Raw genomic sequence first — 21,192 nt, forward strand, 5'->3', positions numbered from 1 at the left:
TAGTCAATAAGCACCGCTAAAAAAAGTAACTTTGGCATTATATATATGTGGCTTAAAAATATTACTCTGCTCAATTTTAAAAATTATGCTGCTGCCGAGCTTAGTTTTTCTAAAACCGTAAATGCCTTTGTGGGCAACAATGGGGCCGGAAAAACCAACCTGCTCGATGCCGTGCATTACCTCTGCCTGTGCAAAAGCTATTTTAATCCCATAGACAGCCAGCAGATCAAAACCGATGAAGAACTTTTTTTGGTGCAGGGCGATTTTGACCGCAAAGACAAGAACGAAAAGATTACCTGTGGCCTCAAACGCAACCAGAAAAAACAGTTTAAGCGCAACAAAAAAGAATACGATAAACTAGCCAATCATATCGGGCTTTTTCCCTTGGTGATGATTTCGCCCTACGATGTTAACCTGGTGATGGACGGCAGCGAGGAGCGGAGAAGGTTTATAGACAATGTAATTTCGCAAACCGATGCCGATTACCTCGACGAGCTGATCGTTTACAATAAACACCTGCTTAACCGCAATGCCTTGTTAAAGCAAGTAGCCGCAACCCGCAAACTCGATGTTGCCCTGCTCGAAATATTGAACGAGCAACTGGTGCAGTCGGGTACCAGGATCTTCGAAAAGCGCAAGCAGTTTTTGGCCGATTTTATTCCGCTGTTTAACCAGCACTACAGCTACATTAGTGGCGATGCCGAACAGGTGTCGCTGATTTACCAGTCGCAACTGAACGAGCAGGATTTTGAACAGCTATTGGCTCAATCCATAGAAAAAGACCGTTTGCTTGAGCGAACCACCACCGGCATCCATAAAGACGAGCTGCTGTTTGCCATTAGGGATATGCCGCTGAAGAAATTTGGATCGCAAGGACAACAAAAATCGTTTCTTATTGCCTTGAAACTAGCGCAGTACAGCTATCTGCAAAAATCGAAAGGCTTTAAGCCCTTGTTGCTCTTAGACGATATTTTCGACAAGCTCGACGATTTAAGGGTGCATAAGCTCATGGAAATGGTTTCGCACCACGATTTTGGCCAGCTCTTTATTACCGATACCAGCAAAGAAAGAGTAAATTCTATTTTTAATGCCATTAATGTTAACGTAACTTTGTTCGAAGTAGCCAACGGAACCATCAGCCATGCGTAAACCCAACGATATTACCCTCAAGGAAGCGCTCACCAAGATGCTTTCGGTTTACCGTTTGCGTGGCAAATACGACGAAACTGGCGTGGTGGCGCATTGGCCCGAGCTGATGGGCACGGCAGTAGCCAATAGAACGACCCAGATTTATGTGAGCCAAAGAAAGCTGTTCGTGCGAATCGAATCGTCGGTGATTAAAAACGAACTGCTGCTGGTGCGCACCGGTATTATCCAAAAACTGAACGAACGCGCCGGAGCGGAAGTCATTACCGAAATCGTTTTCTTATAGCACAAAAAAAATCCCGAAGTTTCCTGCGGGATTTAAGGCTTAGTCTTTATTGCCGAATATTTTGGATATGAGCCATATAATTAAGGCTAACACAATGACAACGACGATGATGCCAGTCCAAACGCCGGCTTTGAATATGCCTTCTACAAGTTCGCAACTGCTCAGCGTTGTGCAGGCGAGTGCAATAAAGGCCAAAGGAATGTATTTGTTCATGGCGAGCTGATTTTTCTATACAACAGCACAAGCCAAAAATAGTTTCCTATTGTTCGATTTTAATCAGTTCCACTTCAAAAATTAAGGCGCTGAAAGGAGGGATACCACCTGTTGCCCTTGAACCATAAGCCAGGTTTTGTGGAATAAAGAAACGGAATTTCGAACCTTCGGGCATCAACTGTAAGCCTTCGGTCCAACCAGAAATTACTTGGTTAAGGCCAAATGTAGCAGGCTCTCCACGGTCGTAAGAACTGTCGAATTGCGTTCCGTTTAGCAAAGTGCCTTTATAATGAACAGTAACCCTATCGGTAGCTTTAGGCTTGCTGCCGGTTCCTTGCGTAATCACCTCGTATTGCAAACCACTGGCAGTAGTATGAACACCGGCTTTGGTTTTGTTTTTGGCAAAGAAAGTTTTGCCTTCGTTAATGGTAGCACCGTATTTTTCTTTTCCGGCTTCTTCAAAAAACCTGACTACGGCCTGTTGGCATTGCTCTGCGGTAAGCGATGGATTGGCACTGGCAAAAGCATCCTTCAACCCTTTGCTAAACAATTCGTAGTTGAGGCTGCTTGCGCCGCCCGACTTGAAGTTGTTGGCTACATTGAGGCCCAAGGCATAACTGGCCGAATCGATATTGGTTTTAAAAGTAGGTTTGGCAATGGGCTTGACAGTTGCCGCAGGCTTTTTGGCCGGTACAGCTTTTCCCTTGGTTTGGGCATTGGCGCTCAATCCAACTGTTGCGACTAGAGCGGCTATAAATATTTTCTTCATTAATTAGTTTTAAAGGCCGAAAGATACAAAATAAAAATACCTGCAAAAAAAATACGTCATCCAGAACCTGTGTCCAGATGACGTACTCCTAAAATTTCTTGGTGTTGCTTAGAAACGCTCTGCAGCAGTAAAGAAGAAATCGCCTTCGATTTGTGCGTTCTCGTCCGAATCAGAACCGTGAACAGCATTGGCATCGATAGATTTAGCGTATTTCTGACGGATGGTTCCTTCTGCAGCTTCGGCAGGGTTGGTGGCACCAATCAGGTTTCTGAAATCTTCAATCGCATTGTCTTTTTCCAAGATAGCGGCAACGATAGGGCCTGACGACATGAAGCTTACCAAGTCATTGTAGAAAGGACGGGCTTTGTGCACGGCATAAAATTCGCCAGCTGATTCTGGAGTCAATTTGGTGTATTTCAAGGCAATGATTTTAAATCCTGCATTGGTAATATCGTTAATGATTGCGCCGATATGCCCGTTTGCTACCGCATCAGGCTTAATCATTGTAAATGTTCTATTTGTAGCCATTTTTATATTTATTTCAAATTTTTTGCAAAAATACGGTTTACTAACCGAAACAAAAATAGTTAGACAATAAATTCTGGCCTAACTATCAGTCAGATAATCCCCTTGTTTCAAATTAAATTTTAAAAGCTGGTTTTTCGCTATATATTTGTTACAATTTATAATTAATCTAAATAAATATAAAATGAAAAACATCTATCTTTCTACGGTAGCATTACTCTTTTTAATATTAGGCGGGTCCTCTAACGTCGTTGCGCAAAACAAAATGGGAAGCATTAGCGGGATCATTAAAACCAGCGACGGGAAACCGGCAAGCCATATCAGTGTAACGTTAAAAAACACCACACGGTTTACACAAACCAACCAAGAGGGGAAGTTTGTTTTTAAGAACGTAGCCACGGGCAACTATGTACTCAAAATATCGGCTTTAGGTTTGGCACCTATTGAAAAGCAGGTTGCAGTAGATAACGAATCGACGGTTAGCCTGGAATTTTCGATTGCCGAATCGGCAACACAGCTGAACGAAGTTAAAATAGAACATTACAAAAGCCCTAACAACAAGGCGGTAAACCTAGGGAAGGTGGCCATTCCGGCTAAAGATTTGCCCCAAGCCGTTCAGGTTATCGGTACGCAGGTTATTGAAGACCAGCAAATCAACCGTTTGGGCGATGTTATGAAAAATGTTAACGGCGTAGCCTTGGGCGCAAACCGCGGCTCGGTTGGAGAGAACTTTTTTGCCAGGGGCTATAGCCTTGGTGCCAACAATGTATTGAAAAACGGTGCCCGTACCACTATTGGTGGCAGTCCGGAGGCGAGTACCTTAGAATCTGTTGAAGTATTAAAGGGAAGCGCAGCTTTGCTTTATGGAGGAGTAAGTGGCGGTGCCGTAGTGAACATGATTACCAAAAAGCCCAAATTCGAATATGGGGGCGAAATCGCCATGCGTGCCGGAAGTTATGACCTGTATAAACCTATTGCCGATTTTTATGGGCCAATATCAAAAAAGCTAGCTTTTAGGGTGATTGGAACCTATGAGAGTGCCGGTAGCTTTAGGGATCACGTAGATTCCAAAAGGATTTATATCAATCCTTCTTTGCTGTACAAAATAAGCGATCGTACCGAAGTTTTGGTGCAGGGCGATTACCTCAAAAGCGATTTTACGCCCGATTTTGGCATAGGTACCGTGGGCAATCAGATTTCGCCCTTGGGAAGAAACGTTTTTGTAAATACGGTTTGGGCCTACAACAAAACAAATACCGGCAGTGCCCAGGCCAACATCAACCATCAGTTTAACGAAAATTGGAAACTGAACATCATTGCTTCCTACCAAGGCTATACCCGAAATTACTTTGGGGCCGAACGTCCTTTTGGCAATGCATCGGGTATCATCAAACGCGACCTTACCCGTTCAAGAATCAACGAACGTACCTTTAACGAACAGCTTAACCTCAACGGCAAATTCGAAACATTTGGCCTAAAGCATACGGTGGTTATTGGTGCCGATGCCGATCAGTCCAATACCACAAATGGAGCCTTTTACTATGACGGCAATCCCAAAAAAACAACCTATAGCTATGGCGATGTGAATTTGTTGGATCCATCAACCATTAATGCGCGTACCGATATGCCACAAACCAATTTGCTGACCAATACGGTAGTGCCTTTGTTTCGCATGGGTAGCTTTGTGCAGGATTTGGTAGCGCTGTCTGATCAGTTTAAAGTACTGGCTGGCGTAAGGTGGAGTTTTCAAAAAACACCGCGAACCGTAACCACCAATGTAGAAACCGGTGCGAAAACAATCAGTGTTAACAGCCTGAACAAGTCTAAGATAGAGCACGCATTTTCGCCAAAATTTGGTTTGATTTATCAGCCAATCAAGTCGACATCGGTTTATGTAAGCTATGCAAACAACTTTATTTCGAATACCGGAACCGATATTTTCCTGGCGCCGCTCGATCCCTCTATTGTTGACCAATACGAAGTTGGCGTAAAGAACGATTTTCTGGATGGCCGATTGGCAGCCAACGTAACCTGGTACAGAATCAAGAACAACAAATTTGCACAGATGGCCCAGTTTAAGGCCGATGGCGCGGCTAATGCCGATGCAACCATCAAAGAATTTTCTGGCGCAACTGCCAGTGATGGGGTAGAGGTAGATCTGACCGGTACCATTGTTAAAGGACTTAATTTTATGGCAGGCTACAGCTATAATTACATGAGGTATACCAGCACCCTGCCGGTTACGGGCATTGTAGAAGGCGAGCGTTTGGTGGGCACGACCAAAAATACCGCCAATGCCTCTTTGTTTTATACCTTCCAAAATGGAGGCGCTAAAGGTCTTAAGCTGGGTGCTTCTGCCTATTATACCGGCAACAGGCTGGGTGGCAGGAACACCACCAAGAACAATTCTTCATCGGGCATTATTCCTTTGGGTGCTTTTACCACGGTTGACCTTTCGGCCGGCTACAGCTGGTCAAAGTTCTCCATCCTCACCAAGCTTTCTAATATCACCAACGAACTCAATTATTTTGTGCACGAAAACTATAGTGTAAACCCGATACCACCACGCCAGTTTGTAGCTACGTTGAGCTACAGATTTTAGGACGTAAAACGCCAAAAACCAGTTGTTCTAAACAGAATAACTGGTTTTTCTGTTTAAAAAGGATAAGCATCTCTTTTATTGCAGGTATGTCCTTGCCGAATTGTGAATATATCGTATTACTTTAATGCTTAAAATCACTAGTTTTGCAGGCGAAAAAAATTATGATAACTATTTCCGAATTAAAAACATTGTTGGCTACGCCACAAAAGATCGTCATCACTACGCATCATAAGCCAGACGGCGATGCCATGGGGTCTTCTTTGGGCCTGTATGCCTTTTTAATTCAGAAAGGCCATCACGTTCAGGTTATTACGCCAACCGATTATCCCGATTTTCTGCACTGGATGCCGAATAATTCGAACGTGATAATCTATACCGAAGCACAGGAAAAATCGATACAGCTGGTTAACGAGGCAGCCTTGATTTTCTGTTTAGACTTTAATACGCTGAGCAGGATCAACGAGCTGGGCGAACATATCCGCAAGGCACCAGGACTGAAGCTGATGATAGACCATCACTTGGACCCTGAAGATTTTGACGATTACCGCCATTGGAACATTAATGCCTGTGCAGCAGCCCAATTGGTTTACGATTTTATCAAGAACGAACTGAACGAAGGCGAACTGATCAACAAAGACGTGGCCGCCTGTTTGTATACCGGCATCATGACCGATTCGGGTTCTTTCCGCTTCCCTTCGGCTACTTCTACGGTGTATCGCATTGCAGCCGACCTGATCGACCTTGGTGCCGAACACTGGCGCATCCATCAATTGGTATACGATAATGCCTCAGAAAACCGTTTACGTTTTCTAGGCCACTGCCTGTCTAACAAGTTGGAGATTTTAAGAGAGTTCAATACCGCCATCATTACGGTCAATGCCGAAGAGCTGAAAACCTATCAGATTGCCACCGGCGATACCGAAGGCATTGTCAATTATGCGCTTTCTATCAACGGCATTAAACTGGCTGCTTTTATTATTGAAAGAACTGATAAAGTTAAACTATCTTTACGCTCGACCGGCGATTTTCCGGCGAACGAAATTTGTAAGAAATACTTTGATGGAGGCGGACATCGCAATGCGGCTGGCGGGGTATCAGAATTGGGACTGGCACAAACCGTTGAGAAGTTTAAATCGATTTTACCAGAATATAAAACACAGCTATTACAATAATTGAGGAACAAAAAAAACAATAAATAAAAAATGAAAAAAAGTTTAGTAATTCTTTTAGCAGCTACCGTAGGCCTAGCCGCTTGTAACAGAGAGAAAAAAGGTCCAGGAGGTTTGCTATATACCATCCACCACTCTGATAGCAAAGACAAAATCAAAGAAGGCGATATCGTGAAAATGGACTTCGTTCAGAAAAACGATAAAGATTCTGTTTTCTTCAGCACTTATGAAAACGGTATTCCTCAGGTTTTCCCTGTAGGCAAGAAAAGCTATGCCGGCGATATGAACGATGTACTTTATCTTTTTGCCGAAGGCGATAGCGCTACGTTCAAATTGAACTTGGATACCATGGCTTTCTACCAAAAACAACCTAAGCCAGAGCCGTTCAAAAACGATAAATACATGACTTTTACCGTTAAAATTCATAAAGTATTCAAGAAAAACGCAAACGAGCCAGATTCGGTATTCCATAAAAGAGCAAATGAGTATTTCCAAAAGGATTACCAAACTACCATGGATAACATGAAAAAAGCCGAGCCTGCAAAAATCAAAGCTTACATTGCCGATAAAGGTCTTAAAACCCAAACTACCCCAAGTGGTATCGAATATGTAGTGGTAAAAGAAGGTACCGCAGAAAAAGCAGTTACTGGCGATACGCTTATGGTAAACTATACCGGCAGCTTGATTAAAAAAGACGCCAAAGGCAAATATAAAGTATTCGATTCGAGCGATGAGAAGATTGCCAAAGAAGCCAAGCTTCAAACCGGTGGCAGAACTTTTGGTCCAACCAAAATGGTTGTAGGCGGTTCAATCCCAGGCTTTAGCGAAGCTTTGACCCTTGTGGGTAAAGGCGGTAAAGTTACCGTAATCCTTCCGTCGAGGTTGGCTTATGGCGAACAGCCTATTCCGCAAGCAGGTATCGGTGTAAATACACCATTGGCTTTCGATATCGAGATTGTAGATATCATTAAAGGAAAAGCTCCTATAGCAGCACCACCAGTGCCTGTAGCCGCAGCGCCAAAAAAATAAGCATCATTGATGCAATTGAAAGCCCCGTCTAATTAAGATGGGGCTTTTTTGTAAAATCAGGTTTTGTGGTGACAGAAAGCCCGATAAATGCCCTTACCTTTGTATATGTTGTTAACCGATACCCATACCCATCTTTACTATGAAGCCGATCTGGCCAAAAGGGCACAGCTGATGCAGCGCTGTTTCGATAACCAAGTGAAGCGACTTTTTTTGCCGAATGTTGATGTCGCCTCTATCGCCATGATAGACGAACTGGTGGAGCAATATCCCGAAAATTGTTTTGCCATGGCCGGTTTGCATCCCTGCGATGTAAAGGAAGGCTACGAAAGCCAGCTGGAAACTATTTTTAAAAGCATTAGTGGTCGGCAGATTTATGCCATTGGCGAAATTGGTATTGATTTGTATTGGGACAAAACCACTTTGGCTATACAACAAGATGCTTTTAGGCGGCAGATTAATTGGGCTAAGGAACTGGGTTTGCCTATCGTGATTCATTGCAGGGAGGCATTCGACGAAGTTTTTGAAGTGTTGGAAGCCATGAAAGACGAAAAGCTACGTGGTATTTTCCATTGTTTTACAGGTAATTTGGCACAGGCCGAACAAGCTATTGCCTTGGGTTTTTACTTGGGCATTGGCGGCGTGGTTACCTATAAGAAAGCGGGCCTGGATTTGGTGCTGGAGCAAATTCCGCTCAAACATATTGTGCTTGAAACCGACTCGCCATATTTAGCTCCCGTTCCGTTCAGGGGAAAGCCCAACGAAAGCAGCTACCTGGTACATATTGCCCAAAAAGTAGCCGATATTTATGGTTTGAGCATAGAAGAAGTAGCCGAAGCAACTACGGCAAATTCTCAAAAGATTTTTGGAATTTAGGCAGAATATGGCTGGATTTCACTGGTTCTGATAGCAAGCTAATTTTTATAAATTTTGCAAATAGGTAATGTGATTACGTTTGATTTTTTGTGTATTTTGAATTAAATGCGCATTTTATTTAAAATTTGCTAATTTATGACTAAAAAACAAAGGTTAGTCGCAAATCGTCAAAAAGGCTTTGGAAAATGAAATAACATTCCAAATTTGCAGGAGTAAAATAGCTAACCTAGCCGAATGACCAAAATCCTCATCATCTACACCGGCGGTACCATCGGTATGGTAAACGATGCCAAAACAGGTACGCTTATTCCTTTCGATTTTCAGCAAATTCAGGAGAATGTGCCTGAGCTGGCCCGTTTAAATTATCAGCTGTCGGTACATTCTTTCGATCCCATTTTGGATTCGTCGAACATGAACCCCGAAATTTGGGCTTCCTTGGCCAAATTAATCAGGGATGAGTATGACCGCTTCGATGGCTTTGTGATCCTGCACGGCTCAGACACCATGTCTTTTACCGCTTCGGCGTTAAGTTTTATGTTGCAGCATTTGGCCAAGCCTGTTGTTTTAACGGGTTCGCAGCTGCCTATTGGCGAAATCAGGACAGATGCCAAAGAAAACCTGATTACCGCTTTGGAAATTGCCGCCACCAAAAAAGACGGCAAGCCCATGGTGCCAGAGGTTTGTATTTATTTTGATTACCAGCTGTTTAGAGGCAATCGTTCCATCAAATATAATTCGGAGAAGTTTGAAGCCTTTTCGTCGCCCAATTACCCAATTCTGGCAGAAGCAGGGGTAAACCTTACTTTCTTTCCCAATTACATTTTGCCAGAGCCCACCAAGCCTTTTCAGATCCATACTGAATTCAATGCCAATATCGGCGTATTGAAAATGTATCCGGGTATTACCGAAAGAGCCGTCAAGGCCATTACCGAATCGGGGGTTGATGCCATCGTGCTCGAAGCATTCGGGTCGGGCAATACCACCACGGCGCCGTGGTTTATCGATTGCTTGCAGCAAGCCATTGCCAACGATAAGATTATTGTCGACATTTCGCAATGCAAAGGAGGCTCGGTACAGCTGGGCTTGTACGAAACCAGTCGCAAGTTGCAACAAATGGGCATTGTAAGTGGGTACGACATGACTTTTGAAACCGCCGTAACCAAATTGATGTACCTGATGGGGCAAGGACTTGGCACAGCCGAGGTAAAACAACTGCTTGAAATTTCCATTGCCGGCGAATTGACGGTGGGCAATTAGCTTTTGGTGTCGCTATTCAAAGTGTAACTGAGTGCGCCAGAAGGGCAATTTTTTACCTGCGCAATAATTTCTTGGGTAGTGGCGCCCAAAGGTGCTATCCAGGGCTTTATTTTCGGATTGAAGACTTGGGGCAATCCCTTAAAACAAATGCCCGAATGTATGCACTTGGCAGGTTGCCAAATAATGGTGACCTCTCCGTTGGTATATTTTTTGGTAATATCTCTCATGGCAAAAAATGATAATTAAATATAAGATTTTAATTTAAGCAATCAAAAAGTTGAAAGCTACTGACAAAACCTACTGGGAAAATCGCTACGCCGAGCACCAAACGGGCTGGGATTTGGGCCAATGCGCCCCGCCTTTGCAAGCCTATATTGATCAGCTCGAAAACAAAGAACTGTCTATTTTGATACCCGGTTGCGGCCGCGCGTACGAGGCAAGTTATTTGTTGGCCAATGGCTTTACCCAGGTTACGATCATCGATATTGCCGAAAATCTGGTTGCCCAGTTGCAGCAACAATTTGAACATAGGCCCATCAAGATACTGAAAGCCGATTTCTTCAGCTTGGAAGGCAGTTTTGATTTGATTTTGGAACAGACTTTTTTCTGTGCCATTCGTCCAGAACAGCGTAAAACTTATGTAAACAAAGTGGCCGAATTATTGAAACCTCAAGGAAAATTAGTTGGTTTGCTGTTCGATAAGCAGTTTGAAGCCGATGGACCGCCTTTTGGAGGTTCAATAGCCGAATATGAGGAGTTGTTTAAGGGAAAATTCGACTTGCGAAAACTGGAAAAGGCGTATAATTCTATAAAGCCAAGGCAAAACGCCGAGGTTTTTATTAATTTTATAAAAAAATAGCGATGAAGATTGAGCAAATTTATACGGGATGTTTAGCCGAAGCGGCTTATTATATTGAAAGCAAAGGCGAAGCTGCCATTATTGATCCCTTGCGCGAGGTAGAACCCTATCTCAAAAAGGCCGCTCAGCATGGCGCTACCATCAAATATATTTTTGAAACTCATTTTCATGCCGATTTTGTTTCGGGCCACGTTGATTTGGCCGAGAAATCGGGCGCTCAGATTATTTACGGTCCAACGGCAAAAACCAATTTCGAATCGCATATCGCAACAGATGGTGAGCAATTTAAAATCGGCGATTTAACTATTACCGTTCTGCACACGCCGGGGCATACGCCCGAATCGACCACCTATTTGCTAACCGATGCCCATGGCAAAGACTATTGCATTTTTACCGGCGATACCTTGTTTATCGGCGATGTGGGTAGACCAGATCTGGCACAGAAAGGCACTTTGACCATGGAAGATATGGCCGCCACGCTTTACGATTCGCTGCACAACAAGATCATGGTGCTGGCCGATGATGTGATTGTTTATCCGGCCCACGGCGCAGGTTCTGCCTGTGGCAAAAACATGAGCAAGGAAACCTTTGATACCCTGGGCCATCAAAAAGAAGTGAATTACGCTTTGAAAGCTAGCTCGAAAGAACAGTTTATCGAGGAAGTAACAGCAGGTATTTTGCCTCCGCCACAATATTTTGCCAAAAATGCGGCCATGAACAAAGGCGGCTACGAAAGCATAGACGAAGTATTTGAAAAGGGCCTCATTGCTTTGGCACCAGCCGAGTTCGAAGAAATGGCCAACCAAACGGGCGCCTTGATTTTGGATACCAGAGATCCGCAGGTTTTTGCCCAAGGCTTTATTCCCAATTCGGTAAATATTGGCTTAAATGGCCAGTTTGCTCCTTGGGTTGGCGCACTGATTACAGATTTGAAACAAGAACTGCTGTTGGTTACCGACGAGGGCAAAGCCGAAGAAGCCATTACCCGTTTGGCCAGGGTAGGCTACGATAATACCATTGGCTACCTGGAAGGCGGCATCAAAGCCTGGAAAGCGGCTGGCAAAGAAACCGATCAAATCCAATCGATCAGCGCTGCCGAATTTGAAAGTGTTATTAACGGCAACCCTGAGGTAAATGCTTTAGACGTGCGCAAGCCTGGCGAGTATGAAGCCGAGCACTTGGAAGCCACGCTAACCCGTCCGCTGGATTACATTAACGACTGGACGGCAGAAATCAACCCCAACGAAACCTACTATATCCACTGTGCCGGTGGCTATCGCTCCATGATTGCCGCTTCTATTTTAAAGGCGCGTGGCGTAGAAAAGGTAATTGATGTAGCCGGAGGCTATGGAGCCATCAAAAACACCAGCCTTAAACGTACTGATTTTGCCTGCCCAAGCAAGGCCATGAAAGCCTAGTTGAAAACGAGCAAATTGAATTTTATGAGCAAGATGAATCTAGGGGGTTAAGATTTTGCCTTCTAGATTCGTCTGTATAAGAATTATCGCAAGAGTTCTTCCAGTTTCTTTGTAAGGTCGTCACCTCGAAGGTTTTTGGCAATGATGATGCCTTGCTCATCAATCAGGAAATTGGTGGGGAAAGAATAAATACTATAAATCATAACCGCGGAGTTATTTCTGCCTTTGCTTACATCGGTTACATTTTCCCAGGGCAACCCATCTGCCTTGATGGCTTGCAACCATTCTTTACGATCTGCTTCGGCGCCTACTCCCAAGATATTAAAGCCCTTGTCTTTAAAAAGATGGTAGGCCTTGACCAGATTTGCATTTTCATGCCGACATGGGCCGCACCAAGAACCCCAAAAGTCTAATAGGATGTACTTGCCTTTAATGGCCGAAAGTTTTACTTTTTTGCCACTGACGTTTGTCAATTCAAAATCTACATATTTGTCGCCTACCTTAAGCTCCTGGCTCAGCTTGACATACTTGTCAATCTGTTGTCCAAAACTGCTTTGTTTCATCGCTGCACTGAGGCCTTGGTAAAGTTCATTTGTTTTTGGCTTGCCCCAGCTCGTGCTAAAAACATTCAAAATAAAGGTAGCCACAATAGATTGGGGATGCGATTTCACGAAATTTATGGTTGCCTCCTTTTCGGCAAGTTCAAGCTTGGTGTATTGCTCCCACTTGTTCTTGTCCATAACGGTATCTAGCTTGGTGTCTATCCTGGCTACACTATCTTTCTGCTTTTGAATGGGATTTGTTGTGGCTGCGAGTTGTTGGAATTCTGTGGCAGCAAGAGATCCTTTTATCGTTAAATGATCAAAATCACCCTTTTTAATGGCTAGGCTTAGCGCTTTGGGCTCAAGCCAAATCATGGCACGATCGTGCAGATCTGCGGTAGAAAGAATAGCAATTCGATGATCGCCTGCTTTTAAGGGGCCTGAAAAATGGAACTCATTGTTTTTAATTTCCGTCGAATCGGTTCTTTCAACTTTCAGGTCGGTGGTTGCGATTTGGAGCAGCAATCGCGTGCCATCTGGAAAATTAAGGCTCTTGCCCTCTAGTTTAAAATTCTGCGCATGGCTGGTTAAGGCTATCGTCAGCAACAGGCATGAAAAGCATGTTCTTTTGAAAAACTTCATAGGTTTGATAGAGTAGTTGAAGTGCAATATACAGAAATTTTAAAACAGCAGTCGGCATCAAAATTTTCAAGGTCGACTAAGCAATTTTAAAATCTCTTTTTCCACTTGTTTTTCGTCAAAACCTTCGCCAACGTAAGCGATTTTCCCATGTTTATCGGTCAAAATAACCACTGGATAGGCATAAATGCCAAGCGAATTGGCCAGTTTTTCGCCCTCATAAAGCATGGTATAGGCTGGTTGTTCCCTTTTGTAAAAGAAACCCACTTCTTCCTTTTTTTCATAGGCATTGATGCTCAGCATGGCTATCTGTTTGCCGTATTTCTTTTGCAGTTCCTTCATTTTGGGAAAGGCCAGCATGCAATAGCGACAGTTTTTGTTCCAGAACTCCATGAGCACGATTTTGCCTTTCAGGTTTTCTGATTTTAGGCTATTTGAAGCGTTGGAATCATAAATCGGCAGCGACCAATTTGGCAAGAGGCTTCCCGGCTTTGCCAAAGGGTTTCCGGCTTCTTTTTTTTCGGGCTCATAGCCTTGGTAACTCGATGAATACCAAGAGTTGGTTTGTGGGATTTCAGGGCTGATGTTGATATTGGTAAAAACGGTTTTGGTGTAATATTGGTCTTTCGAAATGCTGTTGCTGTCAAAAACCATATAGGGCAGGGAAGTTTTTTTGTCGATAATTAGCTTGTAATACTTGGTTACTTCGCTATCAAAGCTTGAAAAACCATTGGGAAACTCCATCGATTTTTTGTGGAGATCGAATTTCACCAAGTAATAGCTTTTTCCATCTATCAGCGTATCGGCCAACGATTTTGGAATGCTCGCATCTTGTAACAATTGGGGCAAAACCAAACGAATGGACGTGACAGAATTGTAAAGCAGGGATAAACCATTCAATTGTTTGGCGGTTTTTCTTTCCAATGCAATGGTCTTGTTTTTCTGATTGAGATAGAAATATTCGGTTCCATTGTAAACCTGCAAGGCATCTGCAGAGCCAAGTTGGAAGCGCGCTGTTTTTCCATCCATGGCATTATCGTACTCAAAATAGCTGTCGCCACTGTTCTTGGCAAAATAATCGTCCTTAAAATTGTTGATTTCGCGATAGCTGTGGTATGAGATAGATTTCAGCTTATGCAAGGTTTCATTTGTTTGGTTTAGCACGGCCTCTGCAGTTGCAGGCTTTTGGGCTGAGGCGCCGGTGCTTAATGCCAAGGTGGCGATGATAAAAGTAATGGAGGTTTTCATGTATTTTGGGTTTTGTTCTTCAAACTTAGATGGAAATGGCTTAAAAATTTTTTGAATTAGACCGGACACCAAGGTAATTCGACCAATGTGGTATTTTAGGCATTAGTCTAAAAAAACGGGCAATTGGTCGAAAGGCTGCGCAGGGAAGTTGGGCACTAGAAAATATTATCTACCTTGGCCATATGTTTAAACTGAAGAGCAGAACCGATGTCAAATATTTTAAGATAGAGCTGTTCTTTTTCATCTTCATTTGCTATCTCGGCTCTATCATCAGTGATATCGAATATAGTTTCTACGAAGAAAACAACGTTTTGAAATTTACAGACGCGCTCGAATACAGGCTGGTAGTAGGCACTTATTCTTTTGTGTTTTATGGCATTTATTATTGGGTCTTTTTAAAGAGCTATGTATTCAGGAAAAAAACGTTGCCGATTTTGCTGAGCATCGTTTGCTTTATCCTGCTGAGCCATCTTTATAACAAATACCTGATGAACTGGTCAATCATACGACTGCCTTTTGTTTCCGAAAAATTGAAGTTGGATGCATTAAAAGAGCTCAATCGGCCAACTTTGTACTTCATTGTGAGCTATACACTCAATCGCATCTTGTTTACGATTATTGGCTTTACTTTTCTGATCAGGTCTTTGCAGCAAGACGAGCAACTCAAGGCGATGAAAGAACAGCAGCTGTTGTCGGAATTGGCCTATCTGAAGGCGCAGTTGCAACCCCATTTCTTCTTCAATACGCTTAACAACATTTATGCGCTGGCCCTCAAACAATCGAAAGATACCGCTCCATTAGTGGCAAAGCTGTCGGAAATGATGCGTTACATTTTGTATCAGGCTGATCAGGAACAGGTGCTTTTAAAAGATGAAATCGCTTTCGTGAAGAATTATGTGGAAGTGGAGCAGATCCGCTACCGCGATACCATTGCTATTCAATTGGCTATCCAAGGCATTCAGGCCCACACTACGATTAGTCCTTTGTTGTTGTTGCCTTTTGTAGAAAATGCCTTTAAACATGGGGTGGAAGAAGAACAGGGCGAAGGATTTGTGCAGCTTGTAATTTGCCAAACCGAAGCCGAACTGTTGATGGAGATCAGCAACAGCAGGGCTACGGGCCAAACAAAAACCGGAGGAATAGGCTTGACCAATGTACAAAAGCGATTGGAACTGCTTTACCCTAAGCGATACAAACTAGAGCAACAGGCCGACGAAAAAATTTATCAGGTACGCTTAACTTTGCAAATGAAATGATCAACTGCCTTATTGTAGACGACGAGCCTTTGGCCCAAGAGATTTTGACCACTTATGTGCAAGGTACAAGCGTATTGCGACTGGTGAAAACCTGCAACACGGCATTGGAGGCTTTTGAGGTTTTGCATCAGGAGAAAATAGACCTGCTGTTTCTGGATATCAAAATGCCCGGCCTCAGCGGAATCGATCTGATCAAATCGCTTAAAAATCCGCCGGCGGTTATCTTTACCACGGCTTATTCTGAATATGCAGCGGCCAGCTATGATTTGGAAGCGGTAGATTACCTGCTGAAGCCCATCACCCAAGAACGGTTTGACAAGGCCCTGGCCAAGTTCTTGAAGCTACAACCTGAGGCAACAACCGCCCCTAATTTTACTTATTTCAAGGTGTCGGGCAAATTGGTGAAGGTGTTGCATGCCGATATTTTGTATGCCCAATCGATAAAGGATTATATTTTACTGCACACCCTAAATGGCAACCACATTGTGCACATGACCATGAAATACCTTGGCGAATTGTTGCCCGAAAAGGAATTTGTAAGGGTGCACCGCTCTTATTTGGTTAACCGCGCCGTGGTAACGGTTATCGGTAAAACCCATTTATGCATCAACGAAACAGAAATCCCTATCGGCGAGCATTATAGAGGTTTATTGGTTCAGTAGTTCACTGGTTCATTAGGCCATTAGCTCATTAGAGGATTGGTTGATTAGCTGATTAGTTCGGCGACCGTTTTATTAAATAAACCATTATTCGTGATTAATCTGGGTATCATCGAACAAATTACTTTTTATCTCTTTCAAAATATTTGCCAGTGTACCTATAAGTAATAAACTTTGGAGTTACTTCTCCGTTGGCCTTAACAAGTGGGATCTTGATTTCTTTTTTCGCCTCATCAAAATAGATAAGCTTTACAGGTCTTTCTTTTCGGTTGACCACAGAGAAGAAATCAAATTCGAATCCTAGTGAGTTGTTAAGACCGTTTTTGGTTTTAATGAGCTTAGCATCTTTGAGCTGTGCGTTTTCGATTTTGAATAAACAGATGTTTTGGTAAGCCAGCTTAGTCGACAGAATGGAGTGGAGATAGCCGAGATAAATCGGCCCAGAATCTGTTTGCAGCGTAAATATTTCGGAGAAGAAACCTTTGGCATCTTCCGAAGAACCGATGGATTCGGACAGGGTAACCTTGCCAGACTGATATTGATAAACGTTCTCAAAAAAATGCATTGTTCCACCAGTATAGGTGTCCCATGAGTAAATTCTAAATTTTTTATCGGCCGAAGTAGCTATCGTCATGCCCTCTTTTTGTAGCGCTTTAAAGTCGTATCCCAAAGTTGATGGTCGGTTTTTGGTGTATTTAAGTAGTTTTTTCTTCAATAAACTGTTTTCTTTGGTTAAAGAGTCTGCTACGCTTAGTTTGTCTTGATACCCCATCCCCGACCAATAATGGATTTTCTTCAAGGGTTTTAACAGATCTTTTTCAATCATGGATAGGTTCTGTCCATAAGCCATTGTCGAAAAGCCAATTAAAATGATTGTAAACAGTTTTTTCATGTGGTTTATAGGATTGTTGGTGTGTTAGCGATAATCTGTACTTCTTTAGGTCACCCTCAATAATGACGCACTGTAAACTGCCAATTGCGAACTGACAACCAGCTAAGGTATGCGCACCTGTTTGACCTTTTGCTGCAGTTGCAGAATTACCTTGTCGATGTTCTTCTGCATTGTTTCGGCGGTTTTGAGGTAATAGAGGTATTTGAGGATGTCTTTTTTTCTGGTGGCGCTCAGTTGGTCGAATTCTTTTTCGAGCTGGTTTGTTTTGAGCGAAGCGGCCAACAGTTCTGGCATCTCGTACATTTTTTCCAGCAGTTCGTCGTTTTGCTCAATGGCAAAAACAGCGGTTTCGCCTACGGCAGTTTGGCCGCCTTTCATCATGATCAGGTTAACAAACAACCGATGGGGCGAGTTTTTTACTGGCACCAGGGTCTGTTTAAAATCGAAGCCATTAATTTGGCCTTTGATACGGATATAGCCCTTGTCTTTCTGCAATTGATCGGTAATAGACAGGGGTACGTCAACCGCCCAGTTAATGCCTATTTTGTATATCTTCTCTTTGAAATGATGTTTCATTTAACAAAATTAATCGCTTTGCGCTATCCTTCTACCTTCTGCCTTCCACCCTGTTGTTCTTACCTCTCCAGCCTCGCTTTAATAAACCCATCCATGGCTTTTTCAACCCCCGGCACGTCTTTAGAGGTAATGGAGGAGCCGAGCACGTGGTTGCCGGCATTGGGTATGGCCACTTTCTCTTTTTGGTTGACCGGCGTGCCCAATTCGTCGAACATTTTGAGCATGGCATCTACACGCACTACCGGATCTTGTTCCGTTTCGCTTTTATAGTAGTACAACAGCAGTACTGGTTGTTTTACCTTGGCAAATAATTCGGGCACCATAGCAGTTTCGAGCATTTCCTGAAGGGCTACTGTAGATTCTAAACGATAATGTGTGTACCAATATTTCCGATAATCAAGCTCTTTGTCGTCCACTTTTCGTTCGTCGCCACCAATTACCTTTCGGGCAATTTGCAGTCCCCAAGGATTGTTCAGCATCCATGCTTTGGAGTCGTTTATGGCAATATTCGGCGATAGCAGTACCAAACTGTTTACTTCCGGATAAGTGGCGGCCAGTTGCAAGGCCAAACTGCCACCCGTAGAAGTGCCCATCAGGATTACTTTTTTTCCTAATTTTTTGCCAATGGCATAGGCCAGCTTGCCGCTTTCCCACAGTTTGTCGGCCGTAAAGTACTGCATGGGTGCTATGGTATCGAGCCCATGGTCGGCCAGGCGCGAAAGGTAAAGATTGGCGTGCAAGGCCTTGGCCAAATAGTAGTAAGCCGGATCGCCTTCTTTTTTAGAAGCCGAAAAACCATGCAGGTAAACTACAACATATTCAGTTTGTTGGTGAGTGCTGTCGGCCCAAACAATTTCGGCTTCGTTGCCCGGTTTTACCTTGTATTTGGCTTCCTGCTTTGCTACAAAATCAGACAGTTTGTTAAGTTCGGGAACAGCAGGCAAGCGCTCGCTGTATATTGGTTTTTTAGGATGCGGACCAAGCAAATAAACAATGGTCAATGCCACAACCAACACGAGGAGTATGCCGAGAAATATTTTCATGACTTTGGGTTATTTGTTTTAATGGGCGATTAATAGATAGGGAATCATGTTTTTCACAATTGTATACAACGTTTTGCACGAATAGTCTGATTAAAAATACGCTTTTAATGGAATTTAACTAAGTTTGCAAACACATTTTTAGCCCGAATGCCCGGAATAGACCAGATACAACAGCCCATTGCCGCAGAGATTAATGCATTTGAAGCAAAATTCAAGGATTCGATGCACAGCGATGCGCCGTTATTGAACCGCATTACCCACTATATTGTAAAGAGGAAGGGCAAACAGATGCGACCGATGTTTGTGTTTTTTGCCGCCAAGCTGTGTGGCGAAATCCAGGAATCGACCCATCGTGGCGCGGCCTTGGTAGAGCTGTTGCATACGGCTACGCTGGTGCACGACGATGTGGTTGACAATGCCTATGAGCGTCGTGGCTTTTTCTCGATCAACGCCTTATGGAAAAACAAAATCGCGGTTTTGGTGGGCGATTATCTTTTGGCCAAAGGTTTGCTGCTTTCGGTAAACAATAACGAGCATGCTTTGTTAAAAATAGTGTCGGAAGCGGTACAGCAGATGAGCGAGGGCGAATTATTGCAGATTGAAAAAGTGAGGCGCATGGATATCAGTGAAGAGCTGTATTTTGAGGTGATCCGTCAGAAAACGGCTTCCCTCATTGCTTCGTGCTGTGCCTGTGGGGCTGCTTCGGTGGGTGCCAGTGCCGAAACCATCGAGAAAATGCGCCTGTTTGGCGAGAAAGTAGGGATTGCCTTTCAAATTAAAGACGATACCTTTGATTTTGGTACCGACGATGTGGGCAAGCCCTTGGGCATCGACATCAAAGAGAAAAAAGTAACCTTGCCACTGATCTACGCCTTGAACAGGGCCGAAAAATCGGAGCGCAAACGCATCATCAACCTGGTGAAAAACCATCAGGATGATCCGAAAAAGATACAAGAGGTTATCGATTTTGTAAACAGCAAGGAAGGCGTTCATTATGCCAACCAAAAAATGCTCGAATACCAAAAAGAGGCCTTTGATATTTTATACCAATTTAACGAAGGCGAAGCCAGAACCGGTTTGGAACAATTGGTAAGATATACTACTGAACGCAAAAAATAAATGTCGAACGAAATATTATTCATTGGCGGGTTCCTGCTTTTTATTGTGCTGATTTTGGCCCTCGATTTAGGCCTTTTTAGCAAAACAGAGAAGGTAGTGAGTTTAAAGCAGGCCGGTATCATGAGTTTTGTCATGGTGCTACTTGCGCTTGGCTTTTATTTTTTGTTGTTATTGGAAGGGCAGGAGCTGCATGGTATCGACAGCTATGCCAAGCTCGAACATATCGTAAAGGCACATCAGCATCAAATTACGCTCATCCCTGGCAATTTTGAGGAGAGCCTCCGCATTTATAAGCAGAACCTGGGCATCGAATTTTTAACGGGTTACGTAATCGAATACGCCCTTTCGGTAGATAATATTTTCGTCATTGTATTGATTTTTTCGGCCTTTGCCGTGCCCGAAAAATATTACCACAGGGTATTGTTCTGGGGTATTTTGGGCGCTATCATCATGCGCTTTATCTTCATCTTTGCCGGCGCAGCGCTCATCAGCAAGTTTGCGTGGATTTTGTACGTATTTGGTGCCTTCCTCATTTTTACGGGTATCCGCATGTTTTTGAGCAAGGAAGAAGACGATAAGATCGATCCTGAGAACCATAAGGTGGTAAAATTTGCCTCCAGGTTTTTTGCCATCCACCCCAGGTACGAAGGCAAGAAATTCTTTTTTAAGGTCAATGGCAAGACCTTGCTTACGCCTTTATTCTTGGTGTTGCTGATTGTAGAATTTACCGACCTCATCTTTGCTGTCGATTCTATTCCGGCCATTTTTGCGGTAACCAAAGACGCCTATATCGTTTTCTTCTCGAATATATTCGCCATTATGGGCCTAAGGTCTATGTTCTTCTTGTTGGTTAATATTATCCACAAATTCCACTACCTGAAAACAGGTTTGGCGGTATTGCTCACCTTTATTGGCATTAAAATGCTGGCACACGATTACCTGAAGTTCTGGGGTTTTACCACAGAACATTCGTTGCTCGTTATTTTGTTTATCCTCACGGCCAGTATCGTTGCTTCTTTGGTGTTTCCTAAAAAGAAGACGCATCATCATTAAGCCTAATTGTAAAAATTTT

At 43.4% G+C, this 21,192-nt stretch carries 22 protein-coding genes; 13 read left to right on the plus strand and 9 right to left on the minus strand.

What is annotated here, in order from left to right:
* Positions 1-45: 45 nt before the first annotated feature.
* The gene (recF, locus tag VRU48_RS18445; RefSeq protein ID WP_330109398.1) at positions 46-1,149 is read left to right on the plus strand and encodes a DNA replication/repair protein RecF; all 1,104 of its coding nucleotides are present in this window, start codon (positions 46-48) and stop codon (positions 1,147-1,149) included.
* Positions 1,142-1,432, plus strand: coding sequence for a DciA family protein (locus VRU48_RS18450; protein ID WP_199136713.1), 291 nt, complete (start codon positions 1,142-1,144; stop codon positions 1,430-1,432). Before recF ends, VRU48_RS18450 begins: the two co-directional genes overlap by 8 nt.
* Positions 1,433-1,471: 39 nt before the next feature.
* Here VRU48_RS18450 and VRU48_RS18455 read toward each other — a convergent pair whose 3' ends face one another.
* The 3 genes from VRU48_RS18455 to VRU48_RS18465 form a co-directional block, all read right to left on the minus strand.
* Positions 1,472-1,645: a hypothetical protein gene (locus tag VRU48_RS18455; RefSeq protein ID WP_330109399.1), complete on the minus strand. Its 174-nt coding sequence runs from the start codon at positions 1,643-1,645 to the stop codon at positions 1,472-1,474.
* A gap of 46 nt (positions 1,646-1,691) precedes the next feature.
* Positions 1,692-2,414 (minus strand): BamJ family beta-barrel-assembly machinery protein, encoded by a 723-nt coding sequence (gene bamJ, locus VRU48_RS18460; RefSeq protein ID WP_330109400.1) that lies wholly within the window; start codon positions 2,412-2,414, stop codon positions 1,692-1,694.
* 108 nt (positions 2,415-2,522) lie between these two features.
* A complete protein-coding gene (locus tag VRU48_RS18465) occupies positions 2,523-2,942 on the minus strand; it encodes a nucleoside-diphosphate kinase (protein WP_330109401.1) in 420 nt (139 codons plus the stop codon).
* A gap of 181 nt (positions 2,943-3,123) precedes the next feature.
* On the opposite strand from VRU48_RS18465, the gene VRU48_RS18470 reads away from it, so the two are divergent.
* From VRU48_RS18470 to VRU48_RS18490, 5 genes are all read left to right on the plus strand, one after another.
* The gene (locus tag VRU48_RS18470; protein ID WP_330109402.1) at positions 3,124-5,541 is read left to right on the plus strand and encodes a TonB-dependent receptor; all 2,418 of its coding nucleotides are present in this window, start codon (positions 3,124-3,126) and stop codon (positions 5,539-5,541) included.
* 161 nt (positions 5,542-5,702) lie between these two features.
* Positions 5,703-6,713 carry a DHH family phosphoesterase gene (locus VRU48_RS18475; RefSeq protein WP_330109403.1) on the plus strand — a complete coding sequence of 337 codons (1,011 nt, stop codon included), beginning with the start codon at positions 5,703-5,705 and terminating at the stop codon, positions 6,711-6,713.
* 30 nt (positions 6,714-6,743) lie between these two features.
* Positions 6,744-7,739: an FKBP-type peptidyl-prolyl cis-trans isomerase gene (locus VRU48_RS18480; RefSeq protein WP_330109404.1), complete on the plus strand. Its 996-nt coding sequence runs from the start codon at positions 6,744-6,746 to the stop codon at positions 7,737-7,739.
* Positions 7,740-7,844: 105 nt separating this feature from the next.
* Positions 7,845-8,612 (plus strand): TatD family hydrolase, encoded by a 768-nt coding sequence (locus VRU48_RS18485; protein ID WP_330109525.1) that lies wholly within the window; start codon positions 7,845-7,847, stop codon positions 8,610-8,612.
* 234 nt (positions 8,613-8,846) lie between these two features.
* A complete protein-coding gene (locus VRU48_RS18490; RefSeq protein WP_330109405.1) occupies positions 8,847-9,869 on the plus strand; it encodes an asparaginase in 1,023 nt (340 codons plus the stop codon).
* Here VRU48_RS18490 and VRU48_RS18495 read toward each other — a convergent pair.
* Positions 9,866-10,096, minus strand: coding sequence for a (4Fe-4S)-binding protein (locus tag VRU48_RS18495; RefSeq protein WP_330109406.1), 231 nt, complete (start codon positions 10,094-10,096; stop codon positions 9,866-9,868). The genes VRU48_RS18490 and VRU48_RS18495 overlap by 4 nt on opposite strands.
* Positions 10,097-10,146: 50 nt before the next feature.
* Here VRU48_RS18495 and VRU48_RS18500 point away from each other — a divergent pair, with 50 nt between their 5' ends.
* Together VRU48_RS18500 and VRU48_RS18505 are read left to right on the plus strand one after the other, a co-directional pair.
* Positions 10,147-10,728: a methyltransferase domain-containing protein gene (locus VRU48_RS18500; protein ID WP_330109407.1), complete on the plus strand. Its 582-nt coding sequence runs from the start codon at positions 10,147-10,149 to the stop codon at positions 10,726-10,728.
* Between the two features lie 2 nt (positions 10,729-10,730).
* Complete coding sequence (locus VRU48_RS18505) at positions 10,731-12,146, plus strand: MBL fold metallo-hydrolase (RefSeq protein WP_330109408.1); 1,416 nt, start codon at positions 10,731-10,733, stop codon at positions 12,144-12,146.
* A gap of 83 nt (positions 12,147-12,229) precedes the next feature.
* On the opposite strand, the gene VRU48_RS18510 is transcribed toward VRU48_RS18505, so the two are convergent.
* Both VRU48_RS18510 and VRU48_RS18515 read right to left on the minus strand, forming a co-directional pair.
* Complete coding sequence (locus VRU48_RS18510; RefSeq protein WP_330109409.1) at positions 12,230-13,330, minus strand: AhpC/TSA family protein; 1,101 nt, start codon at positions 13,328-13,330, stop codon at positions 12,230-12,232.
* Between the two features lie 66 nt (positions 13,331-13,396).
* Positions 13,397-14,575, minus strand: coding sequence for a TlpA disulfide reductase family protein (locus VRU48_RS18515; RefSeq protein ID WP_330109410.1), 1,179 nt, complete (start codon positions 14,573-14,575; stop codon positions 13,397-13,399).
* Positions 14,576-14,757: 182 nt separating this feature from the next.
* Between VRU48_RS18515 and VRU48_RS18520 the strand changes: the two genes are divergently transcribed.
* Together VRU48_RS18520 and VRU48_RS18525 are read left to right on the plus strand one after the other, a co-directional pair.
* Positions 14,758-15,831: a sensor histidine kinase gene (locus VRU48_RS18520; protein WP_330109411.1), complete on the plus strand. Its 1,074-nt coding sequence runs from the start codon at positions 14,758-14,760 to the stop codon at positions 15,829-15,831.
* The gene (locus tag VRU48_RS18525; RefSeq protein ID WP_330109412.1) at positions 15,828-16,493 is read left to right on the plus strand and encodes a LytR/AlgR family response regulator transcription factor; all 666 of its coding nucleotides are present in this window, start codon (positions 15,828-15,830) and stop codon (positions 16,491-16,493) included. Before VRU48_RS18520 ends, VRU48_RS18525 begins: the two co-directional genes overlap by 4 nt.
* Before the next feature lie 118 nt (positions 16,494-16,611).
* Here the strand turns inward: VRU48_RS18525 and VRU48_RS18530 are convergent, their stop codons facing one another.
* The 3 genes from VRU48_RS18530 to VRU48_RS18540 form a co-directional block, all read right to left on the minus strand.
* Complete coding sequence (locus VRU48_RS18530; protein WP_330109413.1) at positions 16,612-17,382, minus strand: hypothetical protein; 771 nt, start codon at positions 17,380-17,382, stop codon at positions 16,612-16,614.
* Positions 17,383-17,484: 102 nt separating this feature from the next.
* The gene (locus tag VRU48_RS18535) at positions 17,485-17,958 is read right to left on the minus strand and encodes a YdeI/OmpD-associated family protein (protein ID WP_330109414.1); all 474 of its coding nucleotides are present in this window, start codon (positions 17,956-17,958) and stop codon (positions 17,485-17,487) included.
* A gap of 59 nt (positions 17,959-18,017) precedes the next feature.
* Entirely contained in the window at positions 18,018-19,001 is a 984-nt protein-coding gene (locus VRU48_RS18540) for an alpha/beta hydrolase (protein WP_330109415.1), read from the minus strand.
* A 147-nt stretch (positions 19,002-19,148) separates the two neighbouring features.
* On the opposite strand from VRU48_RS18540, the gene VRU48_RS18545 reads away from it, so the two are divergent.
* Positions 19,149-20,120 (plus strand): polyprenyl synthetase family protein, encoded by a 972-nt coding sequence (locus tag VRU48_RS18545; RefSeq protein WP_330109416.1) that lies wholly within the window; start codon positions 19,149-19,151, stop codon positions 20,118-20,120.
* A complete protein-coding gene (locus tag VRU48_RS18550; protein WP_330109417.1) occupies positions 20,121-21,173 on the plus strand; it encodes a TerC/Alx family metal homeostasis membrane protein in 1,053 nt (350 codons plus the stop codon).
* Positions 21,174-21,192 lie beyond the last annotated feature (19 nt).

Origin of the sequence: Pedobacter albus (genome assembly GCF_036324255.1) — a bacterium.
GTDB classification, from domain to species: Bacteria; Bacteroidota; Bacteroidia; order Sphingobacteriales; family Sphingobacteriaceae; genus Pedobacter; species Pedobacter albus.

Coding starts and splice junctions, on each gene's coding strand:
- recF (WP_330109398.1), top strand. CDS start 46: ATGTGGCTTAAAAATATTACTCTGCTCAATTTTAAAAATTATGCTGCT.
- VRU48_RS18450 (WP_199136713.1), top strand. CDS start 1,142: ATGCGTAAACCCAACGATATTACCCTCAAGGAAGCGCTCACCAAGATG.
- VRU48_RS18455 (WP_330109399.1), bottom strand. CDS start 1,645: ATGAACAAATACATTCCTTTGGCCTTTATTGCACTCGCCTGCACAACG.
- bamJ (WP_330109400.1), bottom strand. CDS start 2,414: ATGAAGAAAATATTTATAGCCGCTCTAGTCGCAACAGTTGGATTGAGC.
- VRU48_RS18465 (WP_330109401.1), bottom strand. CDS start 2,942: ATGGCTACAAATAGAACATTTACAATGATTAAGCCTGATGCGGTAGCA.
- VRU48_RS18470 (WP_330109402.1), top strand. CDS start 3,124: ATGAAAAACATCTATCTTTCTACGGTAGCATTACTCTTTTTAATATTA.
- VRU48_RS18475 (WP_330109403.1), top strand. CDS start 5,703: ATGATAACTATTTCCGAATTAAAAACATTGTTGGCTACGCCACAAAAG.
- VRU48_RS18480 (WP_330109404.1), top strand. CDS start 6,744: ATGAAAAAAAGTTTAGTAATTCTTTTAGCAGCTACCGTAGGCCTAGCC.
- VRU48_RS18485 (WP_330109525.1), top strand. CDS start 7,845: ATGTTGTTAACCGATACCCATACCCATCTTTACTATGAAGCCGATCTG.
- VRU48_RS18490 (WP_330109405.1), top strand. CDS start 8,847: ATGACCAAAATCCTCATCATCTACACCGGCGGTACCATCGGTATGGTA.
- VRU48_RS18495 (WP_330109406.1), bottom strand. CDS start 10,096: ATGAGAGATATTACCAAAAAATATACCAACGGAGAGGTCACCATTATT.
- VRU48_RS18505 (WP_330109408.1), top strand. CDS start 10,731: ATGAAGATTGAGCAAATTTATACGGGATGTTTAGCCGAAGCGGCTTAT.
- VRU48_RS18510 (WP_330109409.1), bottom strand. CDS start 13,330: ATGAAGTTTTTCAAAAGAACATGCTTTTCATGCCTGTTGCTGACGATA.
- VRU48_RS18515 (WP_330109410.1), bottom strand. CDS start 14,575: ATGAAAACCTCCATTACTTTTATCATCGCCACCTTGGCATTAAGCACC.
- VRU48_RS18520 (WP_330109411.1), top strand. CDS start 14,758: ATGTTTAAACTGAAGAGCAGAACCGATGTCAAATATTTTAAGATAGAG.
- VRU48_RS18525 (WP_330109412.1), top strand. CDS start 15,828: ATGATCAACTGCCTTATTGTAGACGACGAGCCTTTGGCCCAAGAGATT.
- VRU48_RS18530 (WP_330109413.1), bottom strand. CDS start 17,382: ATGAAAAAACTGTTTACAATCATTTTAATTGGCTTTTCGACAATGGCT.
- VRU48_RS18535 (WP_330109414.1), bottom strand. CDS start 17,958: ATGAAACATCATTTCAAAGAGAAGATATACAAAATAGGCATTAACTGG.
- VRU48_RS18540 (WP_330109415.1), bottom strand. CDS start 19,001: ATGAAAATATTTCTCGGCATACTCCTCGTGTTGGTTGTGGCATTGACC.
- VRU48_RS18545 (WP_330109416.1), top strand. CDS start 19,149: ATGCCCGGAATAGACCAGATACAACAGCCCATTGCCGCAGAGATTAAT.
- VRU48_RS18550 (WP_330109417.1), top strand. CDS start 20,121: ATGTCGAACGAAATATTATTCATTGGCGGGTTCCTGCTTTTTATTGTG.